Source organism: Ruegeria discodermiae, from assembly GCF_030758345.1.
GTDB lineage: Bacteria > Pseudomonadota > Alphaproteobacteria > Rhodobacterales > Rhodobacteraceae > Ruegeria_C.
Map to the genome: position 1 here is coordinate 73,498 of NZ_JAVAMO010000019.1, position 17,828 is coordinate 91,325.

Annotated in this window: 17 protein-coding genes and 1 pseudogene; 10 read left to right on the forward strand and 8 right to left on the reverse strand. The window is 55.8% G+C overall.

Going from position 1 to position 17,828, the window contains the following annotated elements; all coding sequences use genetic code 11:
• Positions 1-203 precede the first annotated feature (203 nt).
• Positions 204-1,397: an oxidoreductase gene (locus Q5Y75_RS24730; protein WP_306202551.1), complete on the forward strand. Its 1,194-nt coding sequence runs from the start codon at positions 204-206 to the stop codon at positions 1,395-1,397.
• Positions 1,398-1,507: 110 nt separating this feature from the next.
• On the opposite strand, the gene Q5Y75_RS24735 is transcribed toward Q5Y75_RS24730, so the two are convergent.
• Positions 1,508-1,900, reverse strand: a complete 393-nt coding sequence (locus Q5Y75_RS24735; protein WP_306202553.1) for a VOC family protein — start codon at positions 1,898-1,900, stop codon at positions 1,508-1,510.
• On the reverse strand, positions 1,897-2,205 hold the full coding sequence (locus Q5Y75_RS24740; RefSeq protein WP_306202555.1) for an ArsR/SmtB family transcription factor: 309 nt from the start codon (positions 2,203-2,205) through the stop codon (positions 1,897-1,899). Before Q5Y75_RS24740 ends, Q5Y75_RS24735 begins: the two co-directional genes overlap by 4 nt.
• A gap of 296 nt (positions 2,206-2,501) precedes the next feature.
• On the opposite strand from Q5Y75_RS24740, the gene Q5Y75_RS24745 reads away from it, so the two are divergent.
• Both Q5Y75_RS24745 and Q5Y75_RS24750 read left to right on the forward strand, forming a co-directional pair.
• A complete protein-coding gene (locus tag Q5Y75_RS24745) occupies positions 2,502-2,957 on the forward strand; it encodes a GNAT family N-acetyltransferase (protein WP_306202557.1) in 456 nt (151 codons plus the stop codon).
• 565 nt (positions 2,958-3,522) lie between these two features.
• Entirely contained in the window at positions 3,523-4,434 is a 912-nt protein-coding gene (locus tag Q5Y75_RS24750) for a hypothetical protein (RefSeq protein WP_306202559.1), read from the forward strand.
• Positions 4,435-4,520: 86 nt separating this feature from the next.
• Here Q5Y75_RS24750 and Q5Y75_RS24755 read toward each other — a convergent pair whose 3' ends face one another.
• The gene (locus Q5Y75_RS24755; RefSeq protein WP_306202561.1) at positions 4,521-5,024 is read right to left on the reverse strand and encodes a hypothetical protein; all 504 of its coding nucleotides are present in this window, start codon (positions 5,022-5,024) and stop codon (positions 4,521-4,523) included.
• Between the two features lie 112 nt (positions 5,025-5,136).
• Between Q5Y75_RS24755 and Q5Y75_RS24760 the strand changes: the two genes are divergently transcribed.
• The 5 genes from Q5Y75_RS24760 (at position 5,137) to terL (ending at position 9,090) form a co-directional block, all read left to right on the forward strand.
• Positions 5,137-5,340, forward strand: a complete 204-nt coding sequence (locus Q5Y75_RS24760) for a helix-turn-helix domain-containing protein (RefSeq protein WP_306202563.1) — start codon at positions 5,137-5,139, stop codon at positions 5,338-5,340.
• 4 nt (positions 5,341-5,344) lie between these two features.
• Positions 5,345-5,830, forward strand: a complete 486-nt coding sequence (locus Q5Y75_RS24765; RefSeq protein WP_306202565.1) for a hypothetical protein — start codon at positions 5,345-5,347, stop codon at positions 5,828-5,830.
• A 77-nt stretch (positions 5,831-5,907) separates the two neighbouring features.
• Entirely contained in the window at positions 5,908-7,239 is a 1,332-nt protein-coding gene (locus Q5Y75_RS24770) for a site-specific DNA-methyltransferase (protein ID WP_306202567.1), read from the forward strand.
• Entirely contained in the window at positions 7,236-7,634 is a 399-nt protein-coding gene (locus Q5Y75_RS24775; RefSeq protein ID WP_306202569.1) for a DUF5681 domain-containing protein, read from the forward strand. Before Q5Y75_RS24770 ends, Q5Y75_RS24775 begins: the two co-directional genes overlap by 4 nt.
• The gene (gene terL / locus Q5Y75_RS24780; RefSeq protein ID WP_306202571.1) at positions 7,624-9,090 is read left to right on the forward strand and encodes a phage terminase large subunit; all 1,467 of its coding nucleotides are present in this window, start codon (positions 7,624-7,626) and stop codon (positions 9,088-9,090) included. The genes Q5Y75_RS24775 and terL overlap by 11 nt, the downstream gene beginning before the upstream one ends.
• Positions 9,091-9,755: 665 nt before the next feature.
• On the opposite strand, the gene Q5Y75_RS24785 is transcribed toward terL, so the two are convergent.
• Both Q5Y75_RS24785 and Q5Y75_RS24790 read right to left on the reverse strand, forming a co-directional pair.
• The gene (locus tag Q5Y75_RS24785; protein WP_306202573.1) at positions 9,756-10,643 is read right to left on the reverse strand and encodes a hypothetical protein; all 888 of its coding nucleotides are present in this window, start codon (positions 10,641-10,643) and stop codon (positions 9,756-9,758) included.
• 18 nt (positions 10,644-10,661) lie between these two features.
• Positions 10,662-12,461, reverse strand: a complete 1,800-nt coding sequence (locus Q5Y75_RS24790) for a hypothetical protein (protein ID WP_306202575.1) — start codon at positions 12,459-12,461, stop codon at positions 10,662-10,664.
• Positions 12,462-13,163: 702 nt separating this feature from the next.
• Here Q5Y75_RS24790 and Q5Y75_RS24795 point away from each other — a divergent pair.
• Complete coding sequence (locus tag Q5Y75_RS24795; protein ID WP_306202591.1) at positions 13,164-14,243, forward strand: alpha/beta hydrolase; 1,080 nt, start codon at positions 13,164-13,166, stop codon at positions 14,241-14,243.
• A gap of 318 nt (positions 14,244-14,561) precedes the next feature.
• On the opposite strand, the pseudogene Q5Y75_RS24800 reads toward Q5Y75_RS24795, so the two are convergent.
• Positions 14,562-14,666, reverse strand: a pseudogene (locus Q5Y75_RS24800) (ATP-binding protein); the annotation flags it as partial.
• Between the two features lie 186 nt (positions 14,667-14,852).
• Between Q5Y75_RS24800 and Q5Y75_RS24805 the strand changes: the two are divergent.
• Positions 14,853-15,434: a gamma-glutamylcyclotransferase gene (locus Q5Y75_RS24805; RefSeq protein ID WP_306202577.1), complete on the forward strand. Its 582-nt coding sequence runs from the start codon at positions 14,853-14,855 to the stop codon at positions 15,432-15,434.
• Between the two features lies 1 nt (position 15,435).
• Here Q5Y75_RS24805 and Q5Y75_RS24810 read toward each other — a convergent pair whose 3' ends face one another.
• The gene (locus Q5Y75_RS24810) at positions 15,436-16,542 is read right to left on the reverse strand and encodes a hypothetical protein (RefSeq protein ID WP_306202579.1); all 1,107 of its coding nucleotides are present in this window, start codon (positions 16,540-16,542) and stop codon (positions 15,436-15,438) included.
• A 202-nt stretch (positions 16,543-16,744) separates the two neighbouring features.
• Positions 16,745-17,828 (reverse strand): hypothetical protein (locus tag Q5Y75_RS24815; RefSeq protein ID WP_306202581.1); only part of this gene is annotated, 1,084 nt, incomplete at its 5' end.

A 17,828-nucleotide genomic window follows, 5' to 3' on the forward strand; every position in this document is an offset into this window, starting at 1 on the left:
CGGGAGGAACGGGACCAGCCATTCGCTGATCCCGCCAAGCCCATGAATTTGCAGCGGCTCTGACGTTGCGCTGCCGTTGGATGTCAATGAGCCGATGTTCAGGCCGCAGGCGGCGAAATCAGACTGCGAGCCCATACCACCAAATGCTGCACTTCGCGCGAATGGCCGCTTTCAATATTAGCGGCGGGAATTAGGATGTCGGGATGATCATTGAGTCTTCGTCTCCATTGGACCAACCACTGTCTCTGCCATGTGGTGTTAAGCTAAAGAACCGGATCGCTAAGTCAGCAATGTCCGACTCTCTTGGAGACGGGGCAGGCAATCCGACCAATGATCAGATCACGCTATACGAACGGTGGGCCAAGGGTGGGCTGGCGCTATCAATCGTTGGCGAAGTCCAGGGCACGCCCCATTTTGCTGAGAAACCTGGCAACCTCATATTAAACAATCATTCGGATTGGGAGCAGTTGGAGCGACTCGCAAAAGCAGGCGCAACAGACAACGCACAACTTTGGCTCCAACTCGGACATGCGGGCGCCATGGCGGATGCACCGATCAGCACGCCAAAAGGCCCAAGCGCACTAGACCTTCCTGGCTTGAGTTGCGGCGCATTGTCCCTAAGTGAGATACACGCGTTGCCCGCTGAATTTGCCCGCACGGCGCACCTTGCGCAGAAACTTGGCTTCGGTGGCGTTGAATTGCACGCGGCGCACGGGTTCTTGCTTAACCAGTTTCTGTCGCCACTGTTCAACAAACGCAACGATGCTTACGGTGGTTCTTTGCAAAACCGGATGCGGTTGTTGCTGGAAGTGATCAGCACGGTACGCGACGCAGTAGTCCCTGAGTTTCCGGTCGGCATCAAATTGAACGCGACCGACCAGCTTGAAGGCGGATTTGCCGAGGATGAAGCCCTCGACGTCGTCGCAGCATTGGACAAGACTAACATCGACCTGATCGACATCAGCGGCGGCACATATTTTCCCGGTGCGGCATCATCGTCCGATCGCGCTGGCGCTGGCCCTTACTTTTTGGATTTTGCCGGACTCGCCCGCGCAATGACAAGAATTCCGTTGATGGTTACAGGCGGATTTAAAACGCTTGCTCAGGCCGAAAATGCCATCGGAGGTGGCGCGGCCGATATTGTCGGTTTGGCGCGTGCGTTAGTCATTGATCCTGAGCTGCCTACTTTTTGGTTATCCAGACAGCGCGCCGAGCCGCCGTTTCCCCGTTTCCAGAGCCCTCCTGAAGGTGGCGTGACCGCTTGGTATACAATGCAGATCACACAGAACGCAAAAGGAGGGACGCCACTCGCGCCAGAAGATTTGGAGGGAGCGATTTACGCATATGAAAGCCGCGACGACGAGAGGCGGCGGATTTGGAAGTCCAAGCATAGCTGACCTTGGTTGCACTGCAGCGCCTTCAAGCTCAGGTACAAGTCCAATCGCACTGCATGCTGCATGTGGGCCGAACGGCAGCGTTCTTACTTCCGGCCAGATTTTGCTATCTTTTAGGCGTCTTTCATCTGGATCAACTGGATCAAGTTGCCACAGGTGTCATCAAACACCGCCATATGGACGGGGCCTGCATCCATCGGTTCAGATGTGAATTTCACCCCCCGATCGGTTAGCACCTTCCACTCCGCATCGAGGTCTTGCACCAGAAAAGAATGTGCAGGGATTCCATCGGCAACAATAGCTTCCTTGAAGGGTTTTGTAGCTGGATGGTCGCTTGGCTCAAGCAGCAGCTCTGTTCCCTTCGGGTCTTCTTCTGAAACGACGGTTAGCCAACGGTTGGTGTCCAGTGGAATGTTGTGTTTCACTTTGAAGCCAAGGACTTCAGTGTAGAATTTCTCGGCCTTGTCTTGGTCATAAACGAAGACGCTTGTTACGTAGATTTTCATTTCTTGGTTCCCTTCGTTTTGTATTTCGCGAGCCATGATGCCGCTGCGATGTCGTCCTCGCTGACGCTCAAAGAATGCGCCTTGGTCCGCCCCTTCCATTCGATCTCAATCAGTCCCGCTTTCTCTAAGACAGCGAGATGCTGGGAGACTGTTTGTCGGGACAATGCAACCCCATCCTCTGCAACCGAAGCTGCGCACACTTCGAACAACGATTGAGCAGGCCTTTTGCTCAGATGGTCGATGATGCGACGACGGGTGCCGTCTGAAAGAGCCTTGAAGATTAAGTCGAGCTGGTCATCTGTCATGCGCTCTATATGCAGTAATCTTACTGCATAACGGGTTTGGATCGAAAGCCGGTGAACAAGCCTGAGCGAAAGCTTCCGGTGACCGAGTGGAGCCCAACGTGACCGCTTCTGTGCTGCGCACGAACGTCTGCAATAGTAATGCGATCACCTGATCCGATAGTTCCGGCTGGACCCACCATGAAGTTTGTGAACCCACTTCCCTTTGTGAAAGGCATAGAGAAGTTAAATGCTTCTACCCCGTGTCGCCCTATCTGCCAGCTTGTCGATGTCACATGTCCCAGGATAGGGTTGCCGCGATGAAGTCGCTCAAAATCCGACAGGCAACCGTTGCCGATTCAGTTTTGCTCAGTGAGCTGATCAGGCGCACAATCCGCGTTTCAAATTCCAAGGACTACGATCAGAAATCAATCGACTTGCTGTGCGCGATTTTTGAGCACGAGCCAGTGGCCGAAAGAATTGAAAATGAGCTTATTCTTCTTTGCTTCATGGGCACCGAACTTGTTGGAACGGTGGGGCTCAGAGATGACTATCTGCGTTCGATGTTCGTGGAACCCGCCTGTCAGGGGCGAGGGTTGGGCAAAATGCTGGTTGCAAGAATTGAAGAGGAGGCGCGACAAAAAGCAATCTCGGAGATGATGGTTCATTCCTCATTGACCGCGCGGGAGTTTTATTCAGCGCTCGGCTATGAATTTGTGGAATTGCAATCATACCCGGAAGGACCATTCGTCTTGATGAGAAAGCCGCTCCAATAGCAACTTCTGGAACATAGAAGGTAGGCACAAGGCACAGTCGCCAGGCTGATCAAAGAGCGCCCGGGAAGACCTTGCACTACGAAACACCGGCGGGACGTTTGCCCAATGTGTTGCGACCATCCGTTGGTTCCCCAGCATGGAGCAGACATTCGTTTCCGCGATGCGGACGGTTGCTTTGTCCCGCATGATCCTCGTTTGATCTAGCCGCAGCGAAAGTGCGGTATCGGTTCGGATCATCTTGGCAACCATGGACGTCCGGTTCGGTGACATGCGCCGCAGGGCAGCGGTCGGAGTGCCGCATCCGCAGAAAGATGCTGCGTCAGCGAAGTGCCAAAACCCAAGGTCGGGTTTGTCCGCGTCTTGCCAGTTCGTGCGCCGCGCCGCGAAAGGCGCTCCATCCCGGAACGGTCGTTCATGGATCTCGCGGCGAAGGTGTCGGGAGAGCCCATAGTGTTCAATGCTGCAGGTGCACGGGTCGCTTGCTCTCTCGCAGTATGTTAGTGCTGCATTTATCAAAAAAGGCTTCGACTTGGGGCCTAACTATTGTCAATAGGGTTCTCCCAAGATGCAAAGCGACTGGGTGTCGAAAGTTTCCGAATATCTGTCGCTCTCTCTGCCGCGAGCAGATGATGGATGGGAGGATTGTGCATCCTCTGCCTACCAAATGGGTTGTGAAGCACTTGCCAAGTTGGGCCATGCCACCATGACCGATTGGGGTGCGAAACCTATTGATCCACCAAACCAGCCAGACCCTTTGCCTAGATGGGATGATGTCTGCACAGCCGTTTTGAATTTGGCGCAACAAAGGCACGAGATAGACTATCGGTTCCCAGACGGCGGCGTCGCAGACTTTAGGACTGGAACCGACAGGTTGATTGTGGAACACGATCACATACCGCCCCCTGCCAACATCGCTGGCGGGGAGGGTCTCGGTCCAGCTTGGTGCCATGAAGCCGTCAAAAGTACCCTTGTTGCATTGGGGTTGGTGACCAAAGACAGATGGACACGAGACGCCGAACTTGTGCTGTGGCGCCAAGAACCACGGGCGTGGGCATTGAACGTTCAAAGCGATCCGCGATTTGAACGTGCCGTGCAAGAGAGTGTCGAAGCCATGCCAAACGACATTCGAACGACCCTTGATAACTTCGTCAAAGTCGATGCAAACGCAATTGCTGACGCGCGTTCAAAATGGATCGAAAGCGCGGAGAAGACCAGAGATATGGTCCTAAGTGCAACTGGACGGGTGTTGCCAAGACCGGCCCAAATCTCCGACGAGGAGTTGCGGACGTCATTGCTATGGAGCCGACAATACGACATTGATTGGGTGTTCTTTCGAAGGTGGCGCCTGACAGACGGTTGGTTGAGCGATGCAGACGCTCGAAGGGCACTCGAAATCTTTCACGACCCATTGGCCATGCAAATGCGGCGCTCTGTCATCCGGAAGCTCTATCCAAACGCACAAATTCGCAACGAATGAATGTCAGCAAAGTCCGCATTGCCGTTATTCCCCGCAAATTTGGCTTATGTCGCTTGTAGATTACCGCGACCGAGCAATACCAACAGCTATGTTGTTTTTGTTAAAAACAACCTGTTTGCAAGTTCAGACATACTCGAAATAGCCTCAAACTGGCCTTTGTTCAAAACCCTGATGTCGGCCCGGTGGGCCTTGTAGCCATGTTGATCTCCTTTTGAGTGCTTCCCAATTGTGTCTCCCAGCGCCGGCAACGGTTTTCCCGGTTCACCACCGAACCAAAGGTATTCTGTCAGTCGGAGATTATGAGGGTCGAACCTGATCCAGACAATGCAGCCTGATGGCCTTTCGGACAAACGAACGTTGACCTTTTGCCTCGATGTTTTGGCGCCGTCAAAACTTGACTTCAGCTGTACGTGGCGCTCAGTCCCATTCGCTTCCAGCAGAATATCGTAGCCGCTTCGGTCGGTGTGGCTTCGCAGAACATCCATTGAAAGGTTGCGTCTCCACATCTCGCGACAAAGCTCGCCCAGAAAACCGTACTCAATATACTGTTCTCTCAGGCTAGAAGCGTTGTTATGAAAATTGTCTGTCATGGTGGATCCCGGTCGTTGCCCGACCAGTCAGGCTTGCTGTTCGTCTGTAGTCAAGGAAAATGAGACTTATAGTCTGTAGATTATTAGTCAGCATCCGTGGCCGATACTTCGGATGGATATACGCGTGCGGGTAGGCCGTAATCTGAAAAAGTACCGCAAGGAAGCAGGCCTTTCACAAGAAGGTCTGGCCTTGGAATGCGGGCTTCACAGAACGTATGTCAGTGGTGTTGAACGCGGCGTGCGCAATCCGACTATTGTTGTCCTGGCACAACTGGCAAAGCCATTAGGCATATGTGCGGCGCGATTGTTGGAGTAGCTGCATGGCTGAGCGGGACACTGATCACCAAACGACTGAGTTCGCGTTTTTTCTCAAACCCTTTTCGGAACAGTTACACATTCTGAAAAACAAAGGTGCCCGGCACGTGCAACCTGAAGAGGTCGCCAAAGAAATCCGTACGCATGGACTGACCGCGCTGCCCGGGGAACTTGAGATCTGGCTATGCGACTTCCTTGAAGAAAAGATCGAGAATCGCGGAAGAAATGGCCTCAGTGAAATAGAGAAGTCTATTACTGCGAGAAAAGTGAGGCTGATCTATTCTGGCGTTCGAGCCGCTTTGTGCGGGGATAGCGGTATTCCGGAAGAACTCCATAAGCTGCTGAACCAGGCTGAGCCTGAATTCGACAGTGCGGACGCACTATCGGACAAAGCGTGGAAAGCTGTTTCTTACTATTTCTACGGAAACTGCGGGCACCACAAGAAACTCAAGAATCTTGCAGGTAAATTCGCACCTTCTGCCTCAAAATAACCCGCTTATTGTTGGGCAAGCTTTGGCGAACATTTTCATCCATCAACAGGAATACAGACCTGATGATTGGAAAAGATATGAACTTTCTGGCAAACCCGGGCATCAGCGAGCGGAGCAAAGTCGAGTTTGTAGAGGTCGGGGCGCTGGAACCCTATGCCAACAATCCGCGCACCCACTCAAAGAAACAGATCATGCAGATACGGGCCAGCTTTCTTCAGTTTGGCTGGACAAACCCGATCCTGATCGACGAGAACAATCGGGTCATTGCAGGTCACGGGCGCCTTGCCGCTGCAAAAGAACTTGGCCTGACAGTCGTCCCTGTTCTGCGTATCGAACATATGAGCGATGCAGAAAAACGCGCCTACATCATCGCCGACAACAAACTTGCTGAGAATGCGGACTGGGATACAGACCTTCTGAAGATCGAACTTCAGGGGCTGGCTGATCTGGACGTTGATTTCGATTTGGAACTGACCGGCTTTGAGACCGGTGAGATTGACATAATATTGAGTGGCGACACCGATCCGGATGCGGGCGACCCGGTGCCATTGCCGGACCTAAAGCGGGAACCGGTTTCGAGGGAAGGAGATCTGTGGTTCATTGGTCCCCACCGCATCATCTGCGGTAACGCGCTGGACCCCGAGACATGGCCGCTTCTAATGGGCCGGGACAGAGCCCAAATGGTATTCACCGATCCGCCGTACAACGTGCCGATTTATGGCCACGTCTCCGGGCTCGGTCGGGTCCGGCACCGAGAGTTTGAGATGGCTTCCGGGGAGATGTCCCTGGCCGAATTCACAAAGTTTTTGAGTACCACATTTCGCAACCTGGCGGATTATAGTGAGAACGGTTCGATCCATTACATCTGCATGGACTGGCGGCATATGCGCGAGGTGCTCGATGCTGCGGATGGCGTCTATCGGGAGCTGAAAAACCTCTGTGTCTGGGCAAAGACCAATGCAGGGATGGGCACATTCTACCGATCCCAGCATGAGCTGGTGTTTGCGTTCCGAAACGGAACTGCTGCCCATATAAACAACTTTCGTTTGGGTGAGACCGGGAGACATCGCTCCAACCTCTGGACTTATGCCGGGGCAAATACGTTTCGGGAGGGTAGGATGGAAGATCTGGCGGCGCACCCAACGGTCAAGCCGATAGAAATGGTTGCGGATGCGATCATGGATTGTTCCAGACGCGGGGGCGTGATCGCCGATGCGTTTGCCGGATCCGGCACAACACTGCTGGCGGCGGCCAGAACTGGTCGAGTGGGGGTCGGCATTGAACTCGACCCGCAATATGTTGATCTGATCGTTCGTCGGCTACAGGCCGAAACGGGCGAGACAGCCCTGCACGGCGACAGCTTCGACGATTTCAAGACAATCGCTCAGACTCGGGGAGCAGCCGCATGAGTGACTCAGATGATCAGGAATATGAGGTCGGATATCAAAAGCCACCCAAACACACACGGTTCAAAAAAGGACATTCGGGCAACCCCAAAGGGCGTCCAAAGGGGGCGAGGGGACTGAAAACCGATCTCAGAGCAGAGCTGTCCGAGCGGGTGGCAATCACAGAAAACGGCCGCCGTAAGACCCTGACCAAACAGCAGCTTGTAATGAAGCAGCTTACTGCCCGCGCTGTCAAAGGGGACATACGAGCAATCAGCAAATTGGCGGAACTGGCCATAGCATTGCTTGGTCCGGAGGATGAAGCCTCACAGGCTGAAGACAAGCTCTCGGAGGAAGACGAGGCTATTCTTCAAAGCTTTTTGGAGCGAAACGCGGGGGAGCAGGGCAATGAGCAGTGATAGGGCCGTTTTACATGCCGCTTTGCGACAGAAATTCCCGAGCTTCTTGAAGAAGGCCTTCCCAACAGTCTCCGGGGGAGAGCAGTTTGTTGAGAATTGGCATCATAACGCGATCGGACATCAGCTACATCGAGTGGCTGACGGTGAGAACAGACGCCTCATCGTGACAATGCCGCCGCGCTATCTGAAATCCATCACGATCTCGGTGGCCTGGGTGGCCTGGATGCTGGGGCGGGATCCGTCTCTGAAGTTTGTATGCGTGAGCTACTCAGGTGATCTTGCGCAGAAGCACGCCAGCGACTGTCGCGCCATCATGCAAACTGAATGGTACCGGCGTATTTTCCCGAACACGCGTCTCAAGCGCGGCGGGAACTCGGAAATGGACTTTCGGACAACAAAGGGTGGCGGACGATTGTCGACGTCTGTTGGTGGCACGCTGACGGGCCGGGGCGGCGATATCATTATCATTGATGATCCGATAAAGCCCGAAGATGCAATGTCGGACACCACTCGAAACCGTGTAATCAACTGGTTTGCAAATACGCTGATGTCGCGCCTGAACGACAAGGCGAAGGGTTCAATTCTGTTGGTGATGCAAAGACTGCATGAAGAAGATCTGGCGGGTCATCTCCTTGGTACAGAAGGTTGGGAGCATCTCTGTCTGCCTGCAATTGCTGAAGACGACGAACGGGTTGCGCTGAGAAAGGGCGAAACCCACGAGCGCCGGCGCGGTGAGGCGCTCCACCAGGAACGGGAAAGCGTTGCCGATCTCGAATATCTGAGATCGATAATGGGCACGGCATTATTCTCAGCCCAGTATCAGCAATCCCCGGTTCCAGTGGAGGGTCTTCATGTTCGTAAGGCATGGTTCAGGCGATATTCTAATCTGCCCGACAGAGAGATCGGAGATAGGATTGTTCAAAGCTGGGATACGGCCAGCAAAGATGGGGTCTTCAGTGATTACTCCGTCTGTGTCACAGCCCTGTTGCGCAAACGGGATGTCTATATACTGGACGTATATCGCGAGAAACTGAAGTTTCCCGATCTCCGGCGCAAGGTGATTAAGTTGGCCCGGCGCTGGAACATCAATGCGTTGCTGATCGAGGATGCCGCCAGCGGCCAGCAGCTTATTCAGGTGCTTCGAGAAAATCTTCCCCGGGGGTTGTCGAGACCGATTGCGCGCAAGCCTCAGGGAGACAAGCAGACCAGGTTTTCTGCGCAGAGCCACCGCATCGAGGCCGGCGAATTGTGGCTTCCGGAAGAGGCGTTGTGGCTTGCGGAGTTTGAGCGCGAACTCCTCGGATTTCCGAATCTGAAACACGATGATCAGGTCGATGCGCTAACGCAACTGCTGGGCTGGTCCAGGCCAAATCATGGCTACCGTCCGTACATGCCGGGCGACATTCCCGGAATACTGGGCCCGGGTCTGTATATCGGCGACCGACGCATCGAGTAAGATGCTTGTACAACCCGATCCAGCGTCCAAGTCGCGCGCCGTGTGATCTCCGTGCTCTGTAACCGGGTCAGCGGTGTTGGCTTGAAATCGCCTTCAGGACTTGCAGTCGGGCAAGCGAGGCCAACCAGAAAATAGGGATTTGCCGACGCGTATCGTGGGCCCGAGACCGAAGGAGTGAGCTTCTGACAATTGTGCCTGAGGGGCAAGCACGCTGCGCTATCTAATTGAACGGCCCATGCCCGACATCCGACCCAGTCCCTCGATGCTGCGGTCGCAGCCCGCTTTGCCGACCTTCGCTGCGAGAGCAAAAACTGATGCGGGTCGAACTTTCACAACGCGGGACAGAGCCGCCATTGGGTCAATGGCGGCTTTCTTATCCGGGGCATAGCTGAAGCCCAAAGAACCACTTAACGGAATGAGTAATTTCGATAACTACCTGGTCCTCCGATTGTGATACCTGCGATAGGCGAGGGTGTGTCGACCCATCAATAATGCTCGCGCTACTAGGAAAAAAGCGTGGCAAGAAATGGACCACTAGAAGACCGCGTCGGTTCAATCCACTTCTGCCGTCTCAATGCCAGCGAGACACTCCGACAGCTCCAAAGCAAGCGGTTCCGGAGATGTCCATCGTATTGTTCTGCGAGACCGTGGACTTTTGGACCTGCTTAGGGATGCGTTAGAGCTGTGTGTATGCGGACGCAGACCGGCGGGCTTTGGAGATAGGCTTGTATCGAATGCGGGTTCAAGTGTGCGACCAAACCTTCGTGAATATTCTCAACTCCGATCATGTCCATGGTTTTCTTGGTGATGCCCCGGCCGAGCGCTACAGGGTCCTCTTTGCGATAGGCGTTGGTCCACCGTCCGATCGGCGGGTTGGGTACATTTGATTTTGGCGGCAGGATTTGTTGCATCATACCAATAGCCAAGGGCGAACCGAGCGTCATGAACAGCGGGACGGTCCGTTCCGACAATCTATCACTGGCCAAAAGGTCATATGCCACCACCGTGCCAAGGGAATGCGCGACAACGACGGCCGGGTCGGACTTGCCGTCGAAAACCTCTTTGCGCACCGTCACCGCGATCTCGCGGGCAAGTCCACGGTCTTCGATGTACTGCGTCGCCTGCGGAAGAAACCCGCTGGCGATCCATTGACCACGGTTCCGCAAGATACGTTCAAGGGCGCCGGCCGAGGCCACCAGACCACGGCCGATCAGTCCTTGTTCGACAACCTCGGGCATCGGCGTCCCCTCAGCGGCCAGAGCCTCGGCCAGTTCTTCATTTGTGATGTTTGCGGCCTGCATGTAGGAATCGAGGAAGGCGCGCGCCTCGCTTTCGGTCTCTGCCGTCGCGCCTTGCGCCGTTGCCCTCGGATCGCGCCCTTCAATCGATGCGGCGAGGATCTTCGCATAATATCCGACGTCGATCTCGGGCCTTCCCGGAATCGGCAGGCCCACCGCCTGCCAACCTTCGACAAGTGCGGTCCACCAATCAGTTGCAATGCTTTCGCTGGAGTTGTCCTCGTTGTTGATGCCATGGATGAAAATGAGCCGCATGCGGGGCCTCCATTTATGTCAATTAGAGTAAAGCGCGTCGAGGTATTCTAAGAGCTGGACGCCTGCGGCGTTCCCGCGAAGCGTAGTGAATGGTGCTGCTGTGAACGCATCGCGGGGCAACGGCAGGACGGAAGAGGGCCACTTGCTTTCGTTGTGGCCGCTGCGAGCCGCGAACCGCGCCCAGGTGGTCTGCAGGACCGGGCCGAGGCCAGCGACGTCAAGTCCGTCGCGCGCATCCATCTGTTTCCAAACGAAGTCTGGCAGGTCTGCGCGTTCTCCGGCGGGATCCAAGTCTACCGACGGCACATCGGTGATAAGCCCGCCGACCGGCCCTAGGCGCAGCGGCAATTCACCCAACAGCGCCAGGTCATAGGGCACTTTTTGTCCGGCCTGGGCGTAGAACAAGCACATCCGATGGATCGCTGCGCTGTCGCCAACCCGGTCGTAAAGATAGGCCGCGACGATGCCGTAGATTGGATCGTAATGCTTCATAAGCCGCATATCCGCGGCCAGATAGGGAATCATCGAGGTGCCGAGCGTTCCGTTCAACAGCCCCTTGATCGCCTGCATCGGGTCAATGATGCCGACGTCTGGCCCGAACCATTCCTGCCTCGGCTGCCAGCCGAGGGCCGTTATCCCGTCTTCGGGGCTATTGCGATGGTCAAGATACACCACGAGGTTTAGGTTTTCACCCGCATCCGATGGCAGCGGCATCCACAAGTCTTGAGACTGCAACAAGGTCGAGCGCTTTCTGCGGTCCGCCCCGCGTGGCGTTTCGAAAACAGCAAAAAAGTAGCCGTTTATGGTGTCTAGAAATTCTGGGTCGGTCTGGTGGGGTGCCAGCGTGGGAACCGATCCAGCGAAGTCTTTCTTTGTCCCAACTATGATCTTGTCGGCAAATTCGTTTACTTTGATCAGCACGCGTGCGGCATTCCAGAAGTCCTGTCTCCATTCGGACCGTGTCGCACTCTGGATGGCGGGCAGCCTGCTTTCGGGCGGAGCCGAAAGGCTTGCGTTCGCATTGGCAACAAAGTCTTTATAGGCCTGTGCATCGCTGTAGTAGTGTTTTTTATCGGAAAATAATTCCAGATCCTCTTCAGACTCTGGCCGCGTTTCGTGCAGGAGAAGATCCTTCTTGGGATCGAAATCGATCGGCCTCGGCCCGGGAATTCGTCCAAGATTGAGATAGTCGTTGGTGTCAAACACAAAGTTCGAGTTGATTTCGGGGAATTGGTCCTCGCCTGCAAGCGCGGCGTAGTCCGGTAAATTCAGTCGCAGATAGGTTGCCAGACTTTGCGAGCTGACGATCTTCTGATTGGTCTGAAGATATTGTTGGTCGATCGCATCGTCCGGCGTCTCACCTGCGAGGACATCCGTGATCAATTTGGAAAATAGCGGCCCGTCCTCATCGGTCGCAAATGCCGGTTGTCCTTCGATGGTTGCCCGGAAGATATCAACGACCGGGCGGCTTTTGCCCGTGTCGTTGTCGATAATCGGCGTGCCGCCGCCGGGCATTCTTGTAAGCGTCTGACAGGCGTCGCTAAACAAGCTAATCTGCCCGGGTCCATAGGTGCGCAGGACGTCATGCAGTTCGGGCACCGATACGCGCGCGCTCCATTGATACCGACCTTCGCTGAGAAACCAGACTTCCTCGGCATTCACGATGGCGCCGTGGCCGCAGAAGTACCAGACGATGCGTGACCGGGTTCGCAGAACCTTCTTGGGCAAGGCCGCCTTGATGGCCTCTGCTGTGACGAGTTTTTCGTCGTCGAGAAAAATTACCTTGTCATAGCCATTATTCTCGGCATAGACGCCCATCAGGCGAACCGCGTCGCAGACCTTTGGCAGGGGCTCCATGCCGCGGGGCGACCCAACTCCGATCCCAACAAATAGTCTTTTCTGCATCAGTGCAGCCCATTAAGAAAATGATCGTTCGGAAATGCAGTGGAACCCCCACAGCCATTCCGCTTCAATGGTACTTACGTAGCACTATTGAGAAGGTAATTTCCATCAATTTGATGTGGCTGCAGCCCTATGGAGCCAGACTGTCGCCGCGCTCCTTTCCCAAGATCGCACTCGATAGGCGCTTAACACAACGGACAGTTCCGTTAAGTAAACGGGGCTCTTTGCTCGGGCCAGTTCACTGCCGTGGGGCGAAATCCAGCCCACCTCGTTAAAGCTTTCGGGACAATCCGTTAAACAGGTAGAGTTCTCGTCGAACTCGGATGCACTAGGCAAAAAGCGGTTTGATTCGATCATTCGCTGCACCGCCTCCAATTCGCAGATTGGGCTCATTACGGACCTCGGTGCCGTTGCAGCACAGGCCCCTGCCCCGCCGCCAGCTGATCACGCAGACGGCCCTTTCCGGCCCTTCGATTTGCTGTTGGCATGCTGCGCTCGCAGCCCGCGTTGCAGCCATTCGCTGCGTCGTCAAGCCAATCAACGAGTGGAGAGGCAAACCCTTGCGTAGTGCTCAGCAACCCCTAAATGTAAACGGTATTTACATGGGAGGGTGGCGTGATGCCGATCATTCGACGTTGGGCTCTGTCTTTTGCGGTCGTCCTTGCCTTCGCCCCTACAGTTTCGCTTGCGCAATCAGGCATCGAAGCCACAGGGCGCGTCATTGAGATCGACGTTCCAGCACCCGCGCTGAAAGGTAATCTACTTGGCAGCCCCAACCTTCAGTCCGCCGCCATCTATCTTCCGCCCAGTTACGACCAGCAGCCAGACAGTCACTTCCCGGTGGTCTACCTGCTTCATGGCATCTTTGACGATTACGGGGTCTGGACAGAGAATTTCGGGGTGCCAACGATATTGGATCGTCTCATCGGAGCCGGGCAAATTCCCGAGGTGATCGTGGTGATGCCCAATGGCGGAAACAAATACGGTGGCGGGTTCTATCGCAACTCTCCCGTTAGCGGAAACTGGGCTGACTACATTGCGGACGATCTAGTCGGGGAAGTCGATGCGCGGTTCCGGACCATCCCTGATGACGCAGGTCGCGCCGTTGTGGGCCACTCCATGGGTGGCTATGGCGCGCTTCATCTCGCGATGACGCGTCCAGGCGTCTTCTCCGTGGTTTGGGCCCTTAGCCCTTGTTGCCTTGCCGCCAACGATGACCTTAGCTTTGGCAATGATGCCTGGCAGCGTGCTGCATCGATCAGTGGGCCGGAGGATCTTCAGAACCTTATCGATAGCCGCGATTTCTACCCAATTGCTTTCCTCGGTATTGTGACGGCATTCAAACCCGATGTAGAGGCAGAGCCAATCTACGCAGAGTTTCCATTTGAGGTCGTGCGAGGAGAGGTCATTCTGAACGATGCGGTGTTTGACCAATACCTGGATAGAATGCCTGTTCGGCAGGTCCACGCTGCCCGCGACAATCTGCGCCAACTGAAGGGGCTGGCAATGGATGTCGGTCTAAATGATCAATTCTTGCACATCCCGAAGGGAACGCTTGAGTTATCGCAAGAGTTTGGCAAAGAACGCATCCCGCACCGCTTAGATGTCTATGCCGGGGACCATCGCGAACAAGTGAGCGAGCGTTTGGAACGCACCGTTTTTCCATGGGTCGCTGAGCGCCTAGTATTCCCTAAGTAGACAAGTAGATTGGTATATCGTGATAGTGATCGGCCCAGAGCCGACATCCGACCCAGTCCCTCGATGCTGCGGTCGCAGCCCGCTTTGCCGACCTTCGCTGCGAGAGCAAAAACTGATGCGGGTCGAACTTTGACAACGCAGGACAAACCGCACCTTCGCCGCGGCTGCTCCAATGGCTGTTGTTGATCAGTGTCAATCGGCGTTCAAAGCTGACCCCCATCGACTTCCAATAATGACCCCCCTGTGCTGAGCAGGCCCGGCGCTGGGTAGTCCTCACTTAACGGAGCTGCGGCGGGCCTGCGGGGTTTCAGCTAGGAGCTAGGCTCGGTTTTTGAAGCGCCAGCTTTCGTTGCCGGTCTCGACGATCTCGCAGTGGTGGGTGAGGCGGTCGAGAAGCGCGGTGGTCATCTTTGCGTCGCCGAAGCGTGACAGGTTCACCCTGGCCACTAATCCAGTCCCCTGAACAATGAGGTGCCCCTAGCCTCCTGGACATCTGCATCACGCCCTCCCGCACTTGGAGGCACTACTCCAAACAAAACCACACTCACACAACCGCCAATCCGAAAATGGCGGGGCGTACTTCCGGTTCTCCACAAACCGGAGGTCGATATGGAACAGCTGCAAAGAGCGCAAATGGAGGCTGCAATTTCTGCGGTACGCCAAGCAAATCAGGGCGATTTGGTCATTGCGGCCTACGGATCGCTCCCGGACCGGCCGGAAGCCGGGATGGAGGCGGTCTCTCGTGCAATGCTGCCGGGCTTCAGAAAATCCATGTGTGTGCGGGTTGCGAGTTGTCGCGGCTCTCCGGATGCACCCGGGCTCGTCGCGGGGCTCATTCCCGAGGCTGGGAGTGCCGCTATGGCAATGCTCATGCAGGCCGCGGATCCGACAGACCCGATTCTGGCGCAGCGGCTCTCACTGCGTGAGTTGAACGGCAAGGCATATACGCCGCTAGTGGTACACCTGGATTTGCCTGACGGCAGCGCAAGACTGGCGCTTGGCTTTGCTGCAGAGGTCTGGCACTGCGATTTCTGGACCGGACCTGCAGAGGTAGCAGCGGGCCTGATCGCCAAAGCGTCTGGCGAATGCGGCGCAAATGAAGCCTATCTTGATGCTGTAGTGGCGTTCGAGCGTCGTGTCTTCGGTGCTGTGACCCCCGAATTGGACGCGATCCAAAGGGCGCTGCGGTAGCTTAGGTGAGATCGCTTAGGGGATTGTAGTTCTCCACCAATACTTCGATCGACTGGAAAAGAACACAGATCCGGTCTGGGTGGGTCGTGAGCAACCGTTTGCGAAGCCAGGCGAAGTCCTCGTCAGTCAGGATAGAATATTGCTGCGCAAGCGACGTTGCGGCGTTGAACATCCGTCCATAGGGAGGAAAACTGTCGAGCGCGTCATTTGCCGCCACCAAGACAATCGCTAGCGGGCCGGGCGCGTCGGCGGTGATCTCTTCGTGTCCGCGGGTCAGTTGTGCGGCGCGGGGGAACATAACCGGGCCTTCATGCCAAAGTTTGTCCTCGACTAAGCGCGGCGTACTCAGAAGGCAAACTGATCCGTCCCCATCGACACCAAGTAGGATTGCCGAAACGCTGTGCCCCAGCCGCTCGCGGAGATCGGCCCGAACAGCGATCGCCTCGCCCACCTTGAACTCACGATGAATGGAATCGGAGGGGCGGGTCACCCACCCCTTGTCGTGGGCCGATTGTTGATCGCTCAGCCAGCCAATCTCATCCTCGCGCGCTACTAAGAGATCAGGGGTCGGTTCCGCGAAAGCCTCCAAAAGGACAGCCTGGTCGAGAAAAGGGTCGAGGCCAGCCGTGATCCGCGCCACGAGGGCGACGAAAGTACGCCGATCCGGCGCTTCGAGCAGAGCGACCGGGACCTGATGCGCATGCGCCAGAAGCGCAAGATCCAGGCGCTTGAGGTTGCGCGCGTCAGCCTGGTTGAAGATCTGCGACAGGTGTGTCTCGCTGCGCGCCGGCAGGGCATCAGCCTCCAGAGCATCCGCGTCGGTCCAATGCGAGGTCTTTCCAGCCTTCTTGTATCCCAGCCCATGGCACAGCGCGATTTCCGCCTGCGCGACGGTCAGGTCCGCCCAACTCACGTCCGCCGGGTAGGCATGGGGATAGAACAGTCCTTCGGATTGAAGATGCCTGAGCCGCCAAGCGAACTCGGGGACACTGGAGTCCTGCCCCGGAATTTGCGCGGTTTGATTGCCTGCCAACAAACTGTGAATCAGTGCCCGTTCGGCAGCGATCCGGGCGCGCAATGGGTCAGGGACGGGCAGACGCTTGACCATTAGGTTATTCGAGCCACGTTGATGTCATCGACAGGCAGGACTAAGGTCAAATGGTTTTCTTGCCATAGTACCTACGTGTCCTCCGCATCATGGTCAGACGCCTGCGAAGCAATGGCGTTGCACAGTTCTTCTTCCTCATGGATTTTCAGCGCCTCGTCGAGCTGTCCTCCTTATTGAATCTGCTAGATCGACAAATCGTACGTCAGTCTTGAAATCGAGCGACCCATCCAGGACGACCTTGGACAGAGAAGCCAGCCTCAGCTGCTTCTAAGTATGTCGCTCTTGCATCTTTATCAATGCACGAAAGCGCTGCTGCAAGGTTCCACCATGCTGTGGGTAGCGTGTCGCCCGTGGATTGGGCGCGCACCAAATCTTCCAGAACACTGGAGAAGTCACAACTATTGCCATTGTGCAGATGTGCGATTGCCAATAGCGCCTCGGCTATCAAGCGATTCCCAAGGTTGGGCTTCACAGCGAGTCGTGGCAGGATCTCATGCTTAACTCGTGCAATGACGTCATCATGCCGCCCGGCCAAGAGCTCCATTTCAGCAAAGTAGAGATGGGCTTTGGTAACCGACTCCTGATCCGCCGCTGACATCTCTTCAACCTGCGTGAGCGCCGCTGTCGCTCGCTGAAGAGCTGCTTCCGCCGTCTCTCCAAGACGCACCTCTACCCAGGCGATCTTTGCCTGCGTAAGGGCGATCCAGGCGGTCTTCTCCGCCTTCTCGTAGGCCGGAAGTTCAATCTCTACGAACGTACGTTGAACGCCTTCCACGTGCCCTTTCAAGAGTTCGAGCCAGGCCTGCTTGCCCTTGAGCAGGGCAGCCCATAGTTCTCCGAACTGGTCAACGCCATTTCTTTCGATCCCGTTTCTCAAAGTGCTTGCCTGCGCGAGGCGACCTAGCCGCTGCGAAAGATCAGCTGCTCTGTCCAGAGCTACCAGCAAAGCCCAGTCATCCCCGAGCGCCTCATAGACCGGGAGTTCTTCCTCCTCGCGGATCTTCAGCGCCTCCGCCAGCTGGCCCTGGCCTTCCAGGATGTCCGCGATCCGGCTCTGAAAGATCGCGCTGTCCTTGACATGCTCCGCAGGGATGATCTCGCTCGCCCGCCGCAGGTCTTCGAGCGCGCTGCTCGGGTCTTCTAGCTTCTCCTTCAAATCTGCGATCTGGAGGAATGTGCGCGCCGCCACACGCAACTCTCCGATCTCCTCATAGACCGGGAGTTCTTCCTCCTCGCGGATCTTCAGGGCCTCGTCGAGCTTGCCGCGTTCCTGGAGGATATCGGCG